This window comes from Brachybacterium sacelli (assembly GCF_017876545.1).
Lineage (GTDB): Bacteria > Actinomycetota > Actinomycetes > Actinomycetales > Dermabacteraceae > Brachybacterium > Brachybacterium sacelli.
The window spans coordinates 1,210,623-1,225,212 of record NZ_JAGIOD010000001.1 but is presented as its reverse complement, the minus strand read 5'-3'; the positions used below and the strand labels follow the sequence as shown (position 1 = coordinate 1,225,212).

Genomic DNA, 14,590 nt, shown 5'->3' with positions numbered 1-14,590 from the left:
GGGCCGACATGAGCATCCGGCTTCTCTCGCGACGCGGCGCGATCGGGAAGAGCTGGCACGCGGTCGCCCTGCGCGACGCCGCCGAACGGCTGCTCGGGGTGGGGCGCGCCGGCAGCGGGAAGGCCGACGCCCGCGCCGGCCGCGTGCAGTGGCTCGACGTCACCACGGGGGTCGCTCGTGGTGACGTCCTCGATGCCGACGGCGAGCTCTATCGGGCCCGGCTGGACCTTCCCGCCTTCCCGTCGGACGATCGTGAGGAGTTCCTGCGCATCGCGCGCGCCCGCCCCGAGTTGCCCGCACGGCTCGCGGGCGGCGACTATCCCGAGGAGTTCGAGCGGGAACTGGCCGGCTCCGAGCTCTCGCTGCTGCCGCGAGGAGCCGCGGAGCTGTCCCACGACTGCTCGTGCCTGGACTGGCCCGGTCCCTGCCGTCACGTCGCGGCACTGGTGTACGTGCTGGTCGAGACGGTCGACGACAAGCCCGTCCACCTGCTGACCCTGCGGGGGCTGACGCTCGAGGACCTGGTCGCTCCGAGGGAGGCGGCCTCTCCGCGGCGCGCAGAGCCCGGCGAGGAGCACGACGGCGGCGCGGCGGACGGCAGCGGGGAAGCGAACGGCGATCCCTCGGACCCGGTCCCCGCCCCCTACGACCCCACCCGCACCGACCCGGCGCTGCTGGCCGAGGTGATCGGCGCGGACCCGGCCCGGATCATCGCGAGGTTCTACGGGTCCGCCGCCGCAGGCGACACGCAGACTGATGTGGGGTAGGCAGTGCGCGCAGACTCAGGCCCACCAGCAAGACGATTTTGACACGATGCGCAGGAAATGTTGCGATGCATGTGCATCAACAGCAAGCAGTTGCGAACAAAGAGGTTGGTCATGAACGCGAACAGGTTCCTCGCCGCTACCGTCATCACTGCGGCCGCGCTCGCCACAAGCGGGGGGGATTGCGACTGCGGCTGAGCCTGGCTCAGCACACGCTGCCGTCTCCTCGCAAGAGTCTTCCGGGGTCATCACCGCCTCCGAGACTACTGACCAAGGTCTCGAAGTCACCATCAGCGTTGACACCAACAACAAGCAATTGATCATCCAGCCCGAGGGGCAAGAGGCAACCCATGTTGCCCTCACTGATACAGCCCTTGAGGAAATCACCGGAGTTGCTTCCACTGGAGCAATCAACCCGATGGTCTCGAAGGAGACCTGCGCAAACCTCCTATCCGGAGCGGGGTACGCTAACGCGGTCGTCTGGGGGCTCGCGGCGGCCATCAGCAGTCCGACTATCGCTGGAGCAGTTATCGCAGCCTCCGCCGGGCTGATCACCTCCGCCATGATCACGGAAGCCGGCCGCCTGTGCTGAACTCTCTTGCGCACACGAGGAAGGTGACCACATGATGACAGTGCACGCCTTCAATCATCGATGGACGAATACGCCCGTCGCCCAGCGGATTCTTCTATGGCTGGCGATCCTCTTCGGGTTCCTGGGCGTGCTCAACGCCGCCATCTTCCTGACCGACATGACTGGGCCGACAGTGAAGACGTACCAATGGGCGGCCGCCGTGGGTCTCGCCGTCGCCGTAAATGCCGTCTACTGGCTGTTCGCCTGGCGGGAGGGAACGTTCCGGAGGGTCGGCCGAGTGCTGCTCGCCGCCGCCCTGCTGCTGTGCACGTTCTTCGCCCTCTATGCCGGACTGCAAGGGGTCCTCGCGGGGTACCTCGGCGTCGGGTTGCTCGACGCCTGAGCCAAGGCGGGAGCAGCGGCGGTAGCCACACGCTCCCAGTGCCGAGGCGGGCTCGTCCGATCCATGAACGGAGGTCGGGCGCGAGGCACGACGCCTGGGCCCGATCCGCCCGCCCGGGGTGAGATCCGCCGTCTCTGACGCCCTACAGTGGCTCCCATGTCCAGCACGCCTGCCGCTCCCGCCACCCTGCCCGAGTCCACCCGCGCCGAGATCAGCGCACTGTTCTCCGACGCCGTCTACGGCCACCGCACCGCGGGGGTCACCTGGGCCGTCGTCGGCGGGCACGCCCACGACCAGGCCGTGCTCCATCACGGCGCGGCCGGGCAGCGCGAGCTCGACGCGGGAGAGTCCGCGGCGGGCTCGGCCCCCATGGACCGGGCCACGATCTCCCGGATCGCCTCGATGACGAAGTCCTTCACCGCTGCGACGCTGCTGGCCCTGCGCGATGAGGGCAGGCTGCGGCTGGATGATCCCGTGGCCCGCTACGTGCCCGAAGCGGGGGCAGCCTTCGACACCGCGGCCGATGATCCCGAGATCACCCTGCGCGATCTGCTGACCATGGGCGCCGGCCTGGTCACGGACAATCCCTGGGGAGACCGCCAGGAGTCCCTCACCCGCGAGGAGTTCGCCGCCCTGCTCGCCGGCGGGCTCGGCCACACCCGCCGCCCCGATACCGGCTTCGAGTACTCCAACACCGGGTACGCGCTGCTGGGCCGGGTGATCGACGAGGTCACGGGCTCGGACTACACCACGCAGATCCGTCGGCGGTTCCTCGAGCCGCTCGGCATGGTCGACACGGCCTTCGACACCGAGGCGCTGGACCGCGCGCGCCTGGCCACCGGGCACCGGATCGGCGATCGCACCGATGCGACGCGCTTCGAGCCGGTGCCGCTGGACCACCCTGGCGTGTACGGCGCGATGGCCGGCCTGTTCTCCACGGTCGACGACGTCGCGGCCTGGGTGCGCTTCCTCGCCGCCGCCGACGCCCCCGACTCCGCCGCACGCGACCAGGCGCTGCTGTCGACCACCTCCCGCCGCGAGATGCAGCAGCTGCGACGCCACCACGCGCTGCCCGCCCTGCCGGTCGGCGAGGACGGCACCTCCCCCGGCTTCGACCGCATCCGCGGCTACGGCTACGGCCTGGTCATCGAGCACTTCCCGGACCTCGGAGAGGTCATCTCCCACTCCGGCGGCTACCCCGGCTACGGCTCGTTCATGGTCTGGCACCGGGCCAGCGGCGTCGGGGTGGTGGCGCTGGCGAACTCGAAGTACGCCCCGGCCACGCCCCTGTCCCTGCAGACGCTGCGGATCCTGCAGCGGGAGGTCCCCGGGCTGCTCGAGGGGCCCGAGAAGCGGGCCGCGCCGCGCACCCTCGCGGCCGCCTCGGCGGCGCTGACCTGGCTGCGCACGGACGACGACGCAGTGGCCGACGCCTGGTTCGCCGACAACATGGATCTCGACACCTCGCGGGATGAGCGCCAGCGGCGCCTGGACTCGGCGCTCCACGCCGCCGGGCTGGATCGGTCCGCGCTGGATTACGTGCGCGCCGAGGCGGCGACGGTGATCAGCCCGGCGCAGCTGCGCTGGCGCATCCCGGGCCGCGGCGAGGGCTCCCCGTCGCTGCGGATCGACCTGCTGATGGACCCGCGACGCGAGGCCCTCATCCAGTCCCTGGACACCACGGCGGTCGCCGCCGCCTGAATCACCGGGACCCCGGCGGCGGGATCAGGCGAAGGCGTAGCCGGTGCCGTCGGCGGCGCGGGCGCAGGAGAGGTAATCACCCTCGGGGGTGAGGGCGATGACCCCCTCGTCCCGCTCGGCGCACTCCTGCCCCGGTGCGACCTCGGCGAAGGCGGTGTCGATGCTGCTGACCGGCGGGCCGTCGTCGAAGGAGGCCGCGGAGCTCCGCGGGAAGATCACCAGCAGCGTGATCGCCACGATGATGCCGAGCACCACCGCCGCCCCGATGCCGAGGCCGACCGCGATCAGCGTGCTGCGGTTCCGCGGCCCACCCTGACCGGTGAAGGTGCCGGTCGGGGCAGCGGTGAAGGTCTGCGGGGTGGACTGCGGCGAGGCCTGCTGCGGTGTGGTCTGCGCACCCGGCACGCCCTGGGCCCATTGCGGCCCGGTCTGCGGCGAGGGCGATCCGGAGGAGAATCCCTGTTGCACCTGGCCGGAGCGGATCGCCTCCATCGAGGAGGCGGCGACCTGCGGGGCGGGGCGCTGGGGCCTCACGGCGCCGGGGGCGTTCTCCGGCAGCGGGTCCAGCGTGTCCTGGAACTCGAGCGGAGCCCCGTCGGCGTGCGTGAGCGGGTAGCCCTGCGGCACCCGGGGCAGGTCCCGCCGCACCGACTCCGCGTCCTCGTACCGCTGGTCGGGCTGGGGTGCGACCAGCTTGCGAAGCACCGCCGACAGCTTCGGGGTCACCCCGCGCAGGTGCTGGGAGAGCTCATCGGGCCGGAAGGCGCCGTCGTGCAGCTTGATCTGCCCGTTCAGGGCGACCAGGGCCACCACACCTGCGGCGTAGAGGTCGTGGGAGGGCGCGGGCTCCGCCATCGAGAACAGCTCGGGAGCCATGTACCCGGGGGTGCCGTTGACCATGCCGACGTGGGTGAAGCGCACGTCGGACTCGTGCACGGCGATGCCGAAGTCCGCCAGGCGCGAGACCGGGAAGGCCCGACCCCGCGGCTCGAACATGATGTTCGCGGGCTTCACGTCCCGGTGGATCCACCCTTCGGAGTGCACGTGCGCGAGGCCGTCGAGCAGCTGGTCGAGGATCACCACCACCGCGGGCTCGGAGAGCTTGCCCTTCTTCTTCACGATCGACTCGAGAGTGCCGCCGGAGACCAGCGGCATCGCGATCACGACGTGCTCGTCCTCCGCGCCCCAGCCGTGCGGCGTGAGCAGATGGGGGTGGTCGAAGCTGACCCCCTTCTCGCGCACGAAGCGCATGAGGTCTGCCGAGTCGCGCTGGCGCAGCACCTTAGCGGCGCACAGCTCCTCGGTCTTGGAGTCCCAGGCGCGCCACACGGACCCTGAACCGCCCTTGGCGATCAGGTCGATGAGGGCGAATCGCCCGACGATCACATCAGCCATAACCGCCTCAGCATAACCGCCCACCGGCGAGGAGCTATGCTGGCCGGGATCTCTGTGGACCCGGGAGCGCCCCCGGGCCCTACGCGCCGTGACCGGATGGGGGTTGCCGTGGTCGTCGGAGCACCGCTGGAAGGCGATTCCTTCTGGGACCCGATCGCCTTCTCCTGGCCCCTGTTCGGCATCCTCCTGGCCATCGTCGCCGTGCTCACCATCGGCTTCGTCGTGTGGCTGGTGCTGCAGCCCGAGGAGCCCGACCACGACACCACCGATCTCGTCGACAAGGCCACCGAGCACGACCGCGACCGCGCCCGCACGATCCGCCGGCGCCTCGATGCCGACTCCGGACGAGCCGACACGTCCGAGCCCGAACTGCGATGACGTCTCGTCGCCTGCTGGTGCGACGACGCGGCCTCGCCGGGCTCGCCGCCTCCGGGACCGCCCTGCTCGCTGCGGGCTGCGGCCCGACCGGCCCCGCCACCGCCGAGCAGGTGCCCCGCGACCCGCTCGCCTCCCTGGACGAGGCACGCTGGGACGGCCGCTCGCTCGAGGACGTGCTCGCCCTGCCGCTGGCCGGTGACGCCGCAGAGCTCGAGACCTGGGCCGATCTCGGGGCCGAGGACGCCGCCGTCGACCCCGCCCGGCGCGCGCTGACGGACTTCCTCGCGGTCGCCTACCTCTCCCCCGAGGCGCTGCACGGCCTGGACGACGCCGAGGCCCGCGCGCGCATCGAGGCGGCCGCCCCCGCCTACTGGCAGGACGTCCTGGCGGAGGCCTGGGACGGTGGCGCGCGGCATCTGTACGCCTTCGCCCTCGCCGAGGGCTTCGCGACCGTCGGCCGGCCCGCCCTGGCGATGGCCTGGTTCCGTGGGCAGCGCGACGACACGCCCCTGCTCCTGCTGGGCGGCACCCTGGCCTGGTCCGTGCTGGACACCCGGACCCATGCCGTCGGCGTGATCGCCTACCGGCTCGGCGTCGTCGCCGATCTCGCCGCCGACGGCACCGCCTCGACCGCGACCATCCGCGTCACCATCCACGGCCTGGACGGCTGTGCGATCCAGGACCGCGGCGGGATGGTCGTGCCCGCGCTGGGTGAGGAGGCCGAGCAGCGCACCGCGCAGCAGGCCACGATGGACACGGTGATCGCCTCGCCCCGGGTCGTCCGGGAGGACCTGCTGGACCCCGACTCCACGGCCTTGGCCGGCGACGACGCCACGAACGTGCTCTGCAGCTGAGGGAGGCGGACCCGCCGGCGGAGTCAGACGCCGCGCCGGCTCTCCCCGCGCAGGGCGTCCCACCAGCGGCGCAGCAGGCTCGGCGGGGGCGGGGTCAGCCGGTCGCGCAGATCATCCAGAGCGGGCGCCGCGTGCCGGATGTGGTGGGCCCCGTCGTGCAGCGCCGGAGGCGCGGGACGGCCGGCCACGTCCTGCGGGGAGATCTCGAGGGCGAAGGCGATCCGCACCTCCCGGTGCCCGTCCCCGTCGATGATCACCTCGAGCCCTTCGGGCTGCGCGCCCATCTCCTCGGTGATCTCGGCGCGCAGGCGGGTGAGCGCCGCGTCGAGGCGGTCCGCGGCCCGCTGGTCCTCGCGCACGGAACCGGCCACGGGGAACGCGACCAGGTTGCCGCCGACGTCGACGACCGCGTCGATCACCTCGTGGACTCCGGCCTCGCGCCCGCCCTCGCGCAGCATCAGCTGCTGGAGCACGACCCGCAGCGTGCCCTCCGAGACGTGCGTGATCAGCAGGTCACGGAGCTCGGTGAGGAGCGCCGGGCTGCCCTCCCAGAGCGCGTGCTCGCCGCCTTTCGGCGCGGTCGGCGTCATGCGACGTGCACCCGTCCGGTCACCGGCCGGCCCCCGCCCACTGCGCCCAGCCGGCGTAGCTGCCCTCGAGCTCGGTGATGTCGTACCCGGCGCGTCGCAGCGCGGAGGAGACCACCCCGGCGCGCAGGCCCGACTGGCAGTAGACGACGATGCGGCCGCCGGCGGGGAGGGCGGACAGCTCCCACAGGGCGCGCCCGCCGTGCAGCTGCTGGGATCCCGGCACCGCGCCGCTCGCGTGCTCCTCGCGGCCGCGCACGTCGAGCACCAGGTCATGCTCGTGCGCGGCGAGGTCGGCGGGAGCGACGGTCCCGGGCACGAAGGACGCGAGGCCCTCGACGGAGGTGATGTAGCCGTCGACCGTGTCGATCCCGACCCGCAGCAGGTTGTCCCGCAGCTCCTCGGCCTGCGCCGCGTCGCGGGCCAGCAGGATCAGCGGGGTGGACTCGCGCTCGGGGTCGTAGCTCCAGGCGGCGTAGGTGGAGCGGTTGGTGGCGGCGGGAACGGTCAGCGCCCCGGCCACGGCGCCGCGGCGGACGTCCTCGAGGCCGCGGGTGTCCAGCAGCACGGCCCGTCCGTCGGCCAGTCGTTCCGCGGCCGCTGCGGGGTCGAGCTGGGCCGGCGGCGCGGCCGGGCCGCGCACGGCGGGCCCGTCGCGGTTCTGTCGTTTCATCCGGGCGAAGTAGGCGTGGGCCTCGGGTTGGCCGTGCAGCAGACGGTCCACGAAGGCGTCCTCGTCGTCTCCCGCCACCAGCGGCGCCCACCAGGCGAAGCGCTTCTCGTAGCCGACGGTGGTGGAGGGCACCGCGCCGAGGGACTTCCCGCAGGCCGAGCCCGCCCCGTGGCCGGGGAAGACCAGCAGGTGGTCGGGCAGCGTCACGAAGCGGTCGCGCAGGGAGGCGAACATGGCGCGGGCCGAGTCCTCGCGGGTGTCCTCGCCGCCGGCGACCTCGTCGAGCAGGTCGGGCCGGCCCAGGTCGCCGGCGAAGACGAAGTCGCCCGAGAGCAGGTAGCCGGGTTCATCGGTGACGCCGCCGTCGGTGATCAGGTAGCTCAGGTGCTCGGGGGTGTGCCCGGGCGTGAACAGGGCGCGCAGGCGCACCTCGCCGAGGACGATCTCGTCCCCGTCGTGCAGCACGTGCGCGTCGTAGCCGTAGGACCAGTCGGTCCCGCCGTGCCCGGAGACGTGGATCGTGGCGCCGGTGGCGGCGGCGAGCTCCCGGGTGCCGGAGAGGTAGTCGGCGTGGATGTGGGTCTCGGTGACGTCGGTGATCCTCAGCCCGTGCTTCGCGGCGAGGTCGAGGTAGTCCTGCACGTCGCGACGGGGGTCGACGACGACGGCGCGGCCCGCGTCCGTCGAGGCGATGAGGTAGCTGGCCTGCGCCAGGTCGGTGTCGAAGAGGCGTTCGAGCAGCACAGCGTCCTCCTGGGGTGATCGCGGGGGTCGGGATCAGTCTCGCATCGTGGCCCTGGGAGTCAGGTCGCCGCCGTGATCGCGACGGCGTCGTGGATCGCTTCGATCTGCGTGCGGCGGGCGGCCTGCGCGGCCGGGCCCTCGCCCGCGACCGCGACCATGTGCCCCTCCCCGGGGACCTCGAGATATCGGACGGTGCCGCCGGCCTCGGTGATGCCGGCGTGCAGCCGGCGGGAATCCTCGACCACCATGTCCTCGCTTCCGGTGACCAGGTGCACCGGCGGCAGGGAGCCGAGGTCCCCGAGCAGCGGGCTGAGGCGCGGGTTCTCGACCGGGACGGAGCCGGCGTAGAGGCGGGCCGCCGTGCCCAGGAACCCCTGCGCGTCGATCTGCGGGCGCAGGTCCGCCCACAGGGACTCGAGCAGGAGCAGGGCGGGGGTGTCCCTGCCGGCGCGGGCGAGGGACTGGGTCACGGCGAGCGCGAGGCCGGCCCCCGAGCTGTCCCCGGAGAGCACCCAGCTGCCGGGGCGCAGCTGCGAGTCCTGGGCCATCGTGTCGATCGCTCGCAGGACGTCCTCGATCGCCGCGGGATAGGGATACGTCGGAGCCAGCCGGTAGTGGATCATCGCGGTGGCGGCGCCGGAGCGTCGGCCCACCTCTTCGAGCCACTCCCAGTGGACCTTCGTCTCCCCCGCCACGTAGGCACCGCCGTGCAGGTGCACGATCGTGGCGGTCCCCGCGAGATGGCGGTCGATCCAGGTCACCGGGATGCTCCCGGGCCGGCGGCGCTCCACCCTGCTCGGGGCCGCCACGGCACGGGGCGGCAGGGTGGGGCGCTGGGAGGCCAGGATGCGCAGCGTGCGGACGATGCTCATGAGGGCATCTTCGCACGATTCGCTGTGCAGGCCATGGCGTTGTTCCGGAAGACCTCAGGCGGTCAGTTCGTCGTCGACCACCCGCGGCAGCGCCGCCCGGTAGCCGAAGACGGCCAGGGCCAGCCCGCTCAGGGCTAGGAAGCCGAGCACCAGCGGGATCGACCCGGTGGCATCCAGCAGGGTGCCGGCGACGATCGGGCCGATCGCGGCGAGCACGTATCCGCACGGCTGGGCCATGCCGGACAGGCGGGCGGTCACCCGGGCCGAGCGGCTGCGGGCGGGGATCAGGGCGATCGCGGTGGGGAAGGCGAAGCCGCCGATCCCCAGGATGCAGGCCCACAGCAGGGGGCTCGCCGAGGGCGCCAGCCAGAAGCCCAGGTAGCCGGTGGTGGTGAGCAGGCCGAAGCTGCCCACCAGCCAGGGCAGGCGACGGAAGCGGGCGATGACGGTGGGCATGACGAGCCCGCCGACGATGCCCCAGCCGGAGATCACGGCCACGGTGATCCCGGCCCGTGAGGCCGAGAGCCCGGAGGAGGTGAGGATCTGCGGGAGCATGCCGAATTGGGTGTACGCGTTCGTGGACTGCAGGCCGAACATGATCGTCAGTGCGAGCGCCGTGCGCGAGCGCAGCAGCGAGCCGGGCAGATCGCCGCTGGGCGGGGCCGGCGGGAAGTCGTGCCCGGCACGAGTGAGCACCACCGCCCAGACGATGACGGGGATCACGGCGAGCAGGCCCCAGAACTGGAGCGAGTCGCGCCAGCCGTCGGCCGCGGCCCCTGCCAGGGGCACGGCCAGAGCCGCTCCGGCGGATCCCCCGACCGCGAGGACCACGCTGTACAGGGTCATCAGGCCGACGGTGCGCGAGCCGCCGTGCTGCTTGATCCAGGCGGGCACCACCACGTTGCCGAGCGCGGGGCCGACGAGGACCAGCAGGGACAGGGCCAGGAACGCCCCGAATCCCTCGGCGGCGGGCCGCAGCAGCAGCCCGACGGTGACCAGCACGAAGGAGGCGACGACGGTGCCGGTCAGGCCCAGCCGGCGCGAGATCGGGACGGCGAGGAAGCCGAGCACACCGAAGGCGAGGCAGGGCAGGGCGGTCAGCAGCCCGGAGGCGATCGCCCCCTTGCCGTAGGCGGCGACGACGTCCGCCATGAGGGGGCCGACACTGGTCGCACCGGGGCGCAGGTTCAGCGCGACGAGACCGACGGCGAGGACCGCGAGCAGCCCGCCGACGGCGATGGCGCGCGTCGGCGCGGTCTCGTCCGCCGGGGGCGGGTTCTGCGGGCTCGGGCTGGTGCTCACCGGTCTCTTCTACACCTCCCGCGGCGGGATGGGCCATCTGTTGCCCCGTATGTCACCGATCCATGGCCGACGCGGGGCCCGTGAGGGGTGGGGTGCCTCTCGTTCGGGGGCGTGAGGGGGCTGATCCGCCGTCCTGGACATCCCCGTCGGCCCAGCGGGCTCTACTCTGGTGCGCGGCCCGGTCCGCGCGTCGGCCCGGGCGTCCCCCGCCGGCTCCCAAGGACCCCCATGACGACCGCCTCCTCCGCGCTCGAGACGCCCCGCACCCATCCCGTGGATCAGGTGCCTCCCCCGGCCCGCCTCACCGTGCTGTCGATCCAGCACGTGCTGGCCTTCTACGCGGGTGCGGTGATCGTGCCGCTGCTGATCGCCTCAGGGCTGGGGCTGACGGCGGAGCAGACGATCCACCTCATCAACGCCGACCTGTTCACCTGTGGCATCGCGACGCTGATCCAGTCGGTGGGGTTCTGGAAGGTGGGCGTGCGCCTGCCGATCATCCAGGGCGTGACCACCACGGCGGTCAGCCCGATCATCGCGATCGGCCTGGCCGCGACGGGCGGCGAGGGCGGCGTCGAGGGCCTGCCGATGATCTACGGCTCGATCATCGTGGCGGGCCTGTTCACGTTCCTGGTCGCGCCGTACTTCGCGAAGATCCTGCACTTCTTCCCGCCGGTCGTGATCGGCACGGTGCTGACGACGATGGGCATCACGCTGCTGGGCGTCTCCGCCGGGGACATCACCAACTACGCCGAGGGCGTTCCCGCCAGCCGCGACATCCTCTACGCGCTCGGAACCCTCGGGATCATCGTGCTGGTGCAGCGGTTCTTCCGCGGCTTCCTGGGCACCATCGCCGTGCTGCTGGGGCTGGTGATCGGCACCGCCGTCGCGCTGCTGCTGGGCGACACCTCCTTCGGCGGGGTCACCGAGGCCTCGGCCTTCGGGGTGACCACGCCCTTCTACTTCGGCGTCCCCACCTTCTCCCTGACCGCGATCGTCTCGATGATCATCGTCATGCTGATCACCATGGTGGAGACCACCGGTGACGTCTTCGCCGCCGGCGAGATCGTCGGCAAGCGGATCCGCCCGAAGAACATCTCCGAGGCGATCAGGGCCGACGGTCTCTCCACCCTGCTGGGCGGCGTGCTGAACTCCTTCCCGTACACCTGCTTCGCGCAGAACATCGGCCTGGTGCGCCTGACCCGCGTGAAGTCGCGCTGGGTGGTCGCCGGGGCCGGCGTGATCATGATCGTGCTCGGCGTGCTGCCGAAGGCCGGCGCCGTGGTCGAGGCCATCCCCTCCCCCGTGCTCGGCGGCGCCTCGCTCGCGCTGTTCGCCTCGGTGGCGCTCGTCGGCATCCAGACCCTGTCCAAGGTGGATCTCACCGACAATCGCAACTCCGTCATCGTCGGCACCTCACTGGGCCTGGCGATGCTGGTCAGCTTCAAGCCGGACATCGCCGGGGTGTTCCCCGCCTGGGCACAGGTGTTCGTCTCCTCCGGGGTGACCGTCGGCGCACTCTCCGCGATCGTGCTGAACCTGGTGTTCTTCCACCTGGGGTCCCAGCGCGGCTCCCTGGTCACCACCACCGCGGCCGGCGAGCGCATCGGCATCGACGCGGTGGGCGAGATGGACCGCGAGACCTTCGTGACCACCTTCGGCTCCCTGTTCAACGGCTCCACCTGGCCGCTCGAACGTGCCTGGGAGTCCCGCCCCTTCGCCGACGCCCCGGCACTGCGCGCCGCCATCGAGGACGCGGTGCTCACCGCGGACCGCTCCGAACAGGACTCGCTGGTGGCCAGCTACCCGGACATGGCCACCCTGATCACCGCCGACGAGGAGCAGGCCGGCGCCATCAGTCAGGACGTGGGCTCCTTCGCGCTGGAGAACCTGACCGACGAGGACGTCGCGGCCGTGCGCGACCTCTCGGCCCGCTACGCCGAGAAGTTCGCCATGCCCTTCGTCGCCTACCTGGGCCGCACCGATTCCTTCGCCACGATCATCGCCGAGGGCGTGCGCCGGCTGGACCATTCCCCCGAGCACGAACGCCGCGTGGCCCTGACCGAGGTCGCCGAGATCGCCGGGGACCGCTTCGGGATCATGGTCGCCGACGCCAACCCCATCGGCACCGCCTGGGCGAGGAAGTTCGAGTCGCTGCAGTGAGGTGAGGCGAGGCCGGCCGGGGCCCAGCCGTACCGCCGAGAGATCGGCGGTCAGCGGCCACACGCCGCTTTCGCGCGCCCGGGAACCCCTCGGCCGCTCAGTGGTCCGTGGTCGCCTTCTCGGAGCCGGCGCCGGTCATGGAGCGCACCTCCATCTCGGCCTGCTTGAGCTCGTTGCGCTCCGAGGAGGTCACCGACCCCAGCCAACCGAGGAAGAAGCCCAGCGGCACCGAGATGATCGCGGGGTTCGTCAGCGGGAACCAGGCGAAGTCCGCTCCGGGGAACATCGCGTCCTCCGCACCGGAGACCACCGGCGAGAAGAGGATCAGCACGATCGCGCTGAACAGGCCACCGTAGATGCTCCACACCGAACCGCGGGTGTTGAACCGCTTCCAGTACAGGGAGTACAGGATCGAGGGCAGGTTCGCGCTGGCGGCGATCGCGAAGGCGAGGGAGACCAGGAAGGCGACGTTCTGCTCGGCGGCGAGGATGCCGCCGACGATCGAGACCGCCCCGATCACCAGCGCGGTGCGCCGTGCGACCGCGACCTCCTTCTTGGGGTCCGCCTCCCCGTGCTTGAGGACGCCGTTGTAGATGTCGTGCGCGAAGGACGCGGAGGCGGTGATCGTCAGCCCGGCCACCACGGCCAGAATGGTCGCGAAGGCCACCGCGGAGATGATGCCCATCAGCACGGTGCCGCCGACGGCGTAGGCGAGTGCCGGAGCCGCGGAGTTGGAGCCACCGGGAAGACCCTCGATCGTGTCGACGCCCACCATGTAGGCGGCACCGAAACCGAGCACCAGGGTGCACAGGTAGAAGAAGCCGATCAGGGCGATCGCCCAGACCACCGAGCGTCGGGCCTCCTTCGCCGTGGGCACCGTGTAGAAGCGCATCAGCACGTGCGGCAGGCCCGCCGCGCCGAACACGAGCGCGATCGCCAGGGAGACGAAGCCCAGCTTCGAGGAGCCCGTGGCCCCGTACTGGAGCATCGGCTCGAGGATCGCGGTGCCGTCCGGGTGGGAGTCCACGGCCTTTCCGAGCACTGCCGAGAGATCGAAGCCGTTCAGGGCCAGGATCCACACCGTGGTGATGCCCACGGCGGTGATCAGCAGGACCGCCTTGATGATCTGCACCCAGGTGGTGCCCTTCATCCCGCCGATGAGCACGTAGAGGATCATCACGACGCCGACCACCGCGATCACGATCGACTGCCCGACCCGGCCCTCGATCCCGATCAGCAGGGAGACCAGCGCCCCGGCACCGGCCATCTGTGCCAGCAGGTAGAAGAAGGTGACGGCGAGGGTCGAGGTCGCGGCGGCCGTGCGCACGGGCCGCTGCCGCATCCGGAAGCTGAGGACGTCGGCCATCGTGTACTTGCCGGTGTTCCGCAGCGGCTCGGCGACGAGCAGCAGCGCGACCAGCCACGCCACCAGGAAGCCGACGGAGTACAGCAGCCCGTCGTAGCCGTAGAGGGCGACGGCGCCGACGATGCCGAGGAACGAGGCGGCCGAGAGGTAGTCGCCCGCGATGGCGATGCCGTTCTGCCGCCCCGAGAAGGCGCGGCCGCCGTGGTAGAAGTCGCTGGCCTTCGTGGTCGTGCGCGAGACCCGGATGACGACCACCAGGGTGACGACGACGAAGACGAGGAAGATCGCGATGTTCAGGATCGGGTTGCCGAACTCCATCACTGACCCCCTTCCAGCTCCTCGCGGATCCGGGTGGCGACCGGGTCCAGCGAGCGGTTGGCGTGGCGGATGTACAGCCAGGTGATCAGGAAGGTCATGAGGAACTGGCTGAGCCCGAACACGATCCCGAGGTTGAGGTTGCCGAGCAGCTGGATGGACATGAAGCCCTCGGCGTAGGTGGACAGCAGCACATAGGCCAGGTACCAGACCAGGAAGGCGACGGTCATCGGGATCGCGAAGCCACGGAAGCTGCGTCGCAGCTGGGTGAACTCCTGCGATCTCTGCACGGCGAGGAACGATTCGGGGCTGATGTCGTCGAGATCGACCGGATCCGACGCGGGACCTTCAGGTCCCGGGGAGGGGGTGGTCACGGGCACAACTCCTTCGTTCTGCTCGGCCCCGGCGCGATGGGGGAAACCCGGGGCGTGGGGCGACCGTAGCAGCAGTGATGGCCACCACACATCAGGACGACACGCTCGGCGTCCTCGTCCTCCCGGTTCGC

General features: G+C 71.6%; 13 protein-coding genes. 6 read left to right on the top strand and 7 right to left on the bottom strand.

What is annotated here, in order from left to right; genetic code table 11:
* Nucleotides 1–8 precede the first annotated feature (8 nt).
* The 3 genes from JOF43_RS05365 (at nucleotide 9) to JOF43_RS05355 (ending at nucleotide 3,439) form a co-directional block, all read left to right on the top strand.
* On the top strand, nucleotides 9–767 hold the full coding sequence (locus JOF43_RS05365; protein ID WP_209900052.1) for an SWIM zinc finger family protein: 759 nt from the start codon (nucleotides 9–11) through the stop codon (nucleotides 765–767).
* Between the two features lie 620 nt (nucleotides 768–1,387).
* Entirely contained in the window at nucleotides 1,388–1,738 is a 351-nt protein-coding gene (locus JOF43_RS05360) for a hypothetical protein (RefSeq protein WP_209900050.1), read from the top strand.
* 156 nt (nucleotides 1,739–1,894) lie between these two features.
* A complete protein-coding gene (locus JOF43_RS05355; protein ID WP_209900048.1) occupies nucleotides 1,895–3,439 on the top strand; it encodes a serine hydrolase domain-containing protein in 1,545 nt (514 codons plus the stop codon).
* Between the two features lie 24 nt (nucleotides 3,440–3,463).
* Here JOF43_RS05355 and JOF43_RS05350 read toward each other — a convergent pair whose 3' ends face one another.
* Nucleotides 3,464–4,834: a serine/threonine protein kinase gene (locus JOF43_RS05350; protein ID WP_209900046.1), complete on the bottom strand. Its 1,371-nt coding sequence runs from the start codon at nucleotides 4,832–4,834 to the stop codon at nucleotides 3,464–3,466.
* Between the two features lie 36 nt (nucleotides 4,835–4,870).
* Here JOF43_RS05350 and JOF43_RS05345 point away from each other — a divergent pair, with 36 nt between their 5' ends.
* Together JOF43_RS05345 and JOF43_RS05340 are read left to right on the top strand one after the other, a co-directional pair.
* Complete coding sequence (locus JOF43_RS05345) at nucleotides 4,871–5,212, top strand: hypothetical protein (RefSeq protein ID WP_245354021.1); 342 nt, start codon at nucleotides 4,871–4,873, stop codon at nucleotides 5,210–5,212.
* Nucleotides 5,209–6,066, top strand: a complete 858-nt coding sequence (locus JOF43_RS05340; RefSeq protein WP_209900044.1) for a hypothetical protein — start codon at nucleotides 5,209–5,211, stop codon at nucleotides 6,064–6,066. The genes JOF43_RS05345 and JOF43_RS05340 overlap by 4 nt, the downstream gene beginning before the upstream one ends.
* A 23-nt stretch (nucleotides 6,067–6,089) precedes the next feature.
* Here JOF43_RS05340 and JOF43_RS05335 read toward each other — a convergent pair whose 3' ends face one another.
* From JOF43_RS05335 to JOF43_RS05320, 4 genes are read right to left on the bottom strand one after another with little or no spacing between them, the layout of a single operon-like run.
* Entirely contained in the window at nucleotides 6,090–6,656 is a 567-nt protein-coding gene (locus JOF43_RS05335; RefSeq protein ID WP_209900042.1) for a hypothetical protein, read from the bottom strand.
* Between the two features lie 19 nt (nucleotides 6,657–6,675).
* Nucleotides 6,676–8,070 carry an MBL fold metallo-hydrolase gene (locus tag JOF43_RS05330; protein ID WP_209900040.1) on the bottom strand — a complete coding sequence of 465 codons (1,395 nt, stop codon included), beginning with the start codon at nucleotides 8,068–8,070 and terminating at the stop codon, nucleotides 6,676–6,678.
* Between the two features lie 59 nt (nucleotides 8,071–8,129).
* Nucleotides 8,130–8,942, bottom strand: a complete 813-nt coding sequence (locus JOF43_RS05325; protein ID WP_209900038.1) for an alpha/beta hydrolase — start codon at nucleotides 8,940–8,942, stop codon at nucleotides 8,130–8,132.
* A gap of 54 nt (nucleotides 8,943–8,996) precedes the next feature.
* Nucleotides 8,997–10,244, bottom strand: a complete 1,248-nt coding sequence (locus JOF43_RS05320) for an MFS transporter (RefSeq protein ID WP_209900036.1) — start codon at nucleotides 10,242–10,244, stop codon at nucleotides 8,997–8,999.
* Between the two features lie 228 nt (nucleotides 10,245–10,472).
* Here JOF43_RS05320 and JOF43_RS05315 point away from each other — a divergent pair, with 228 nt between their 5' ends.
* Complete coding sequence (locus JOF43_RS05315) at nucleotides 10,473–12,404, top strand: solute carrier family 23 protein (protein WP_209900034.1); 1,932 nt, start codon at nucleotides 10,473–10,475, stop codon at nucleotides 12,402–12,404.
* A 97-nt stretch (nucleotides 12,405–12,501) separates the two neighbouring features.
* Here JOF43_RS05315 and JOF43_RS05310 read toward each other — a convergent pair whose 3' ends face one another.
* A complete protein-coding gene (locus JOF43_RS05310; protein ID WP_209900032.1) occupies nucleotides 12,502–14,088 on the bottom strand; it encodes a solute symporter family protein in 1,587 nt (528 codons plus the stop codon).
* Nucleotides 14,088–14,399, bottom strand: coding sequence for a DUF485 domain-containing protein (locus JOF43_RS05305; RefSeq protein ID WP_377783894.1), 312 nt, complete (start codon nucleotides 14,397–14,399; stop codon nucleotides 14,088–14,090). The genes JOF43_RS05310 and JOF43_RS05305 overlap by 1 nt, the downstream gene beginning before the upstream one ends.
* Between the last annotated feature and the right edge of the window lie 191 nt (nucleotides 14,400–14,590).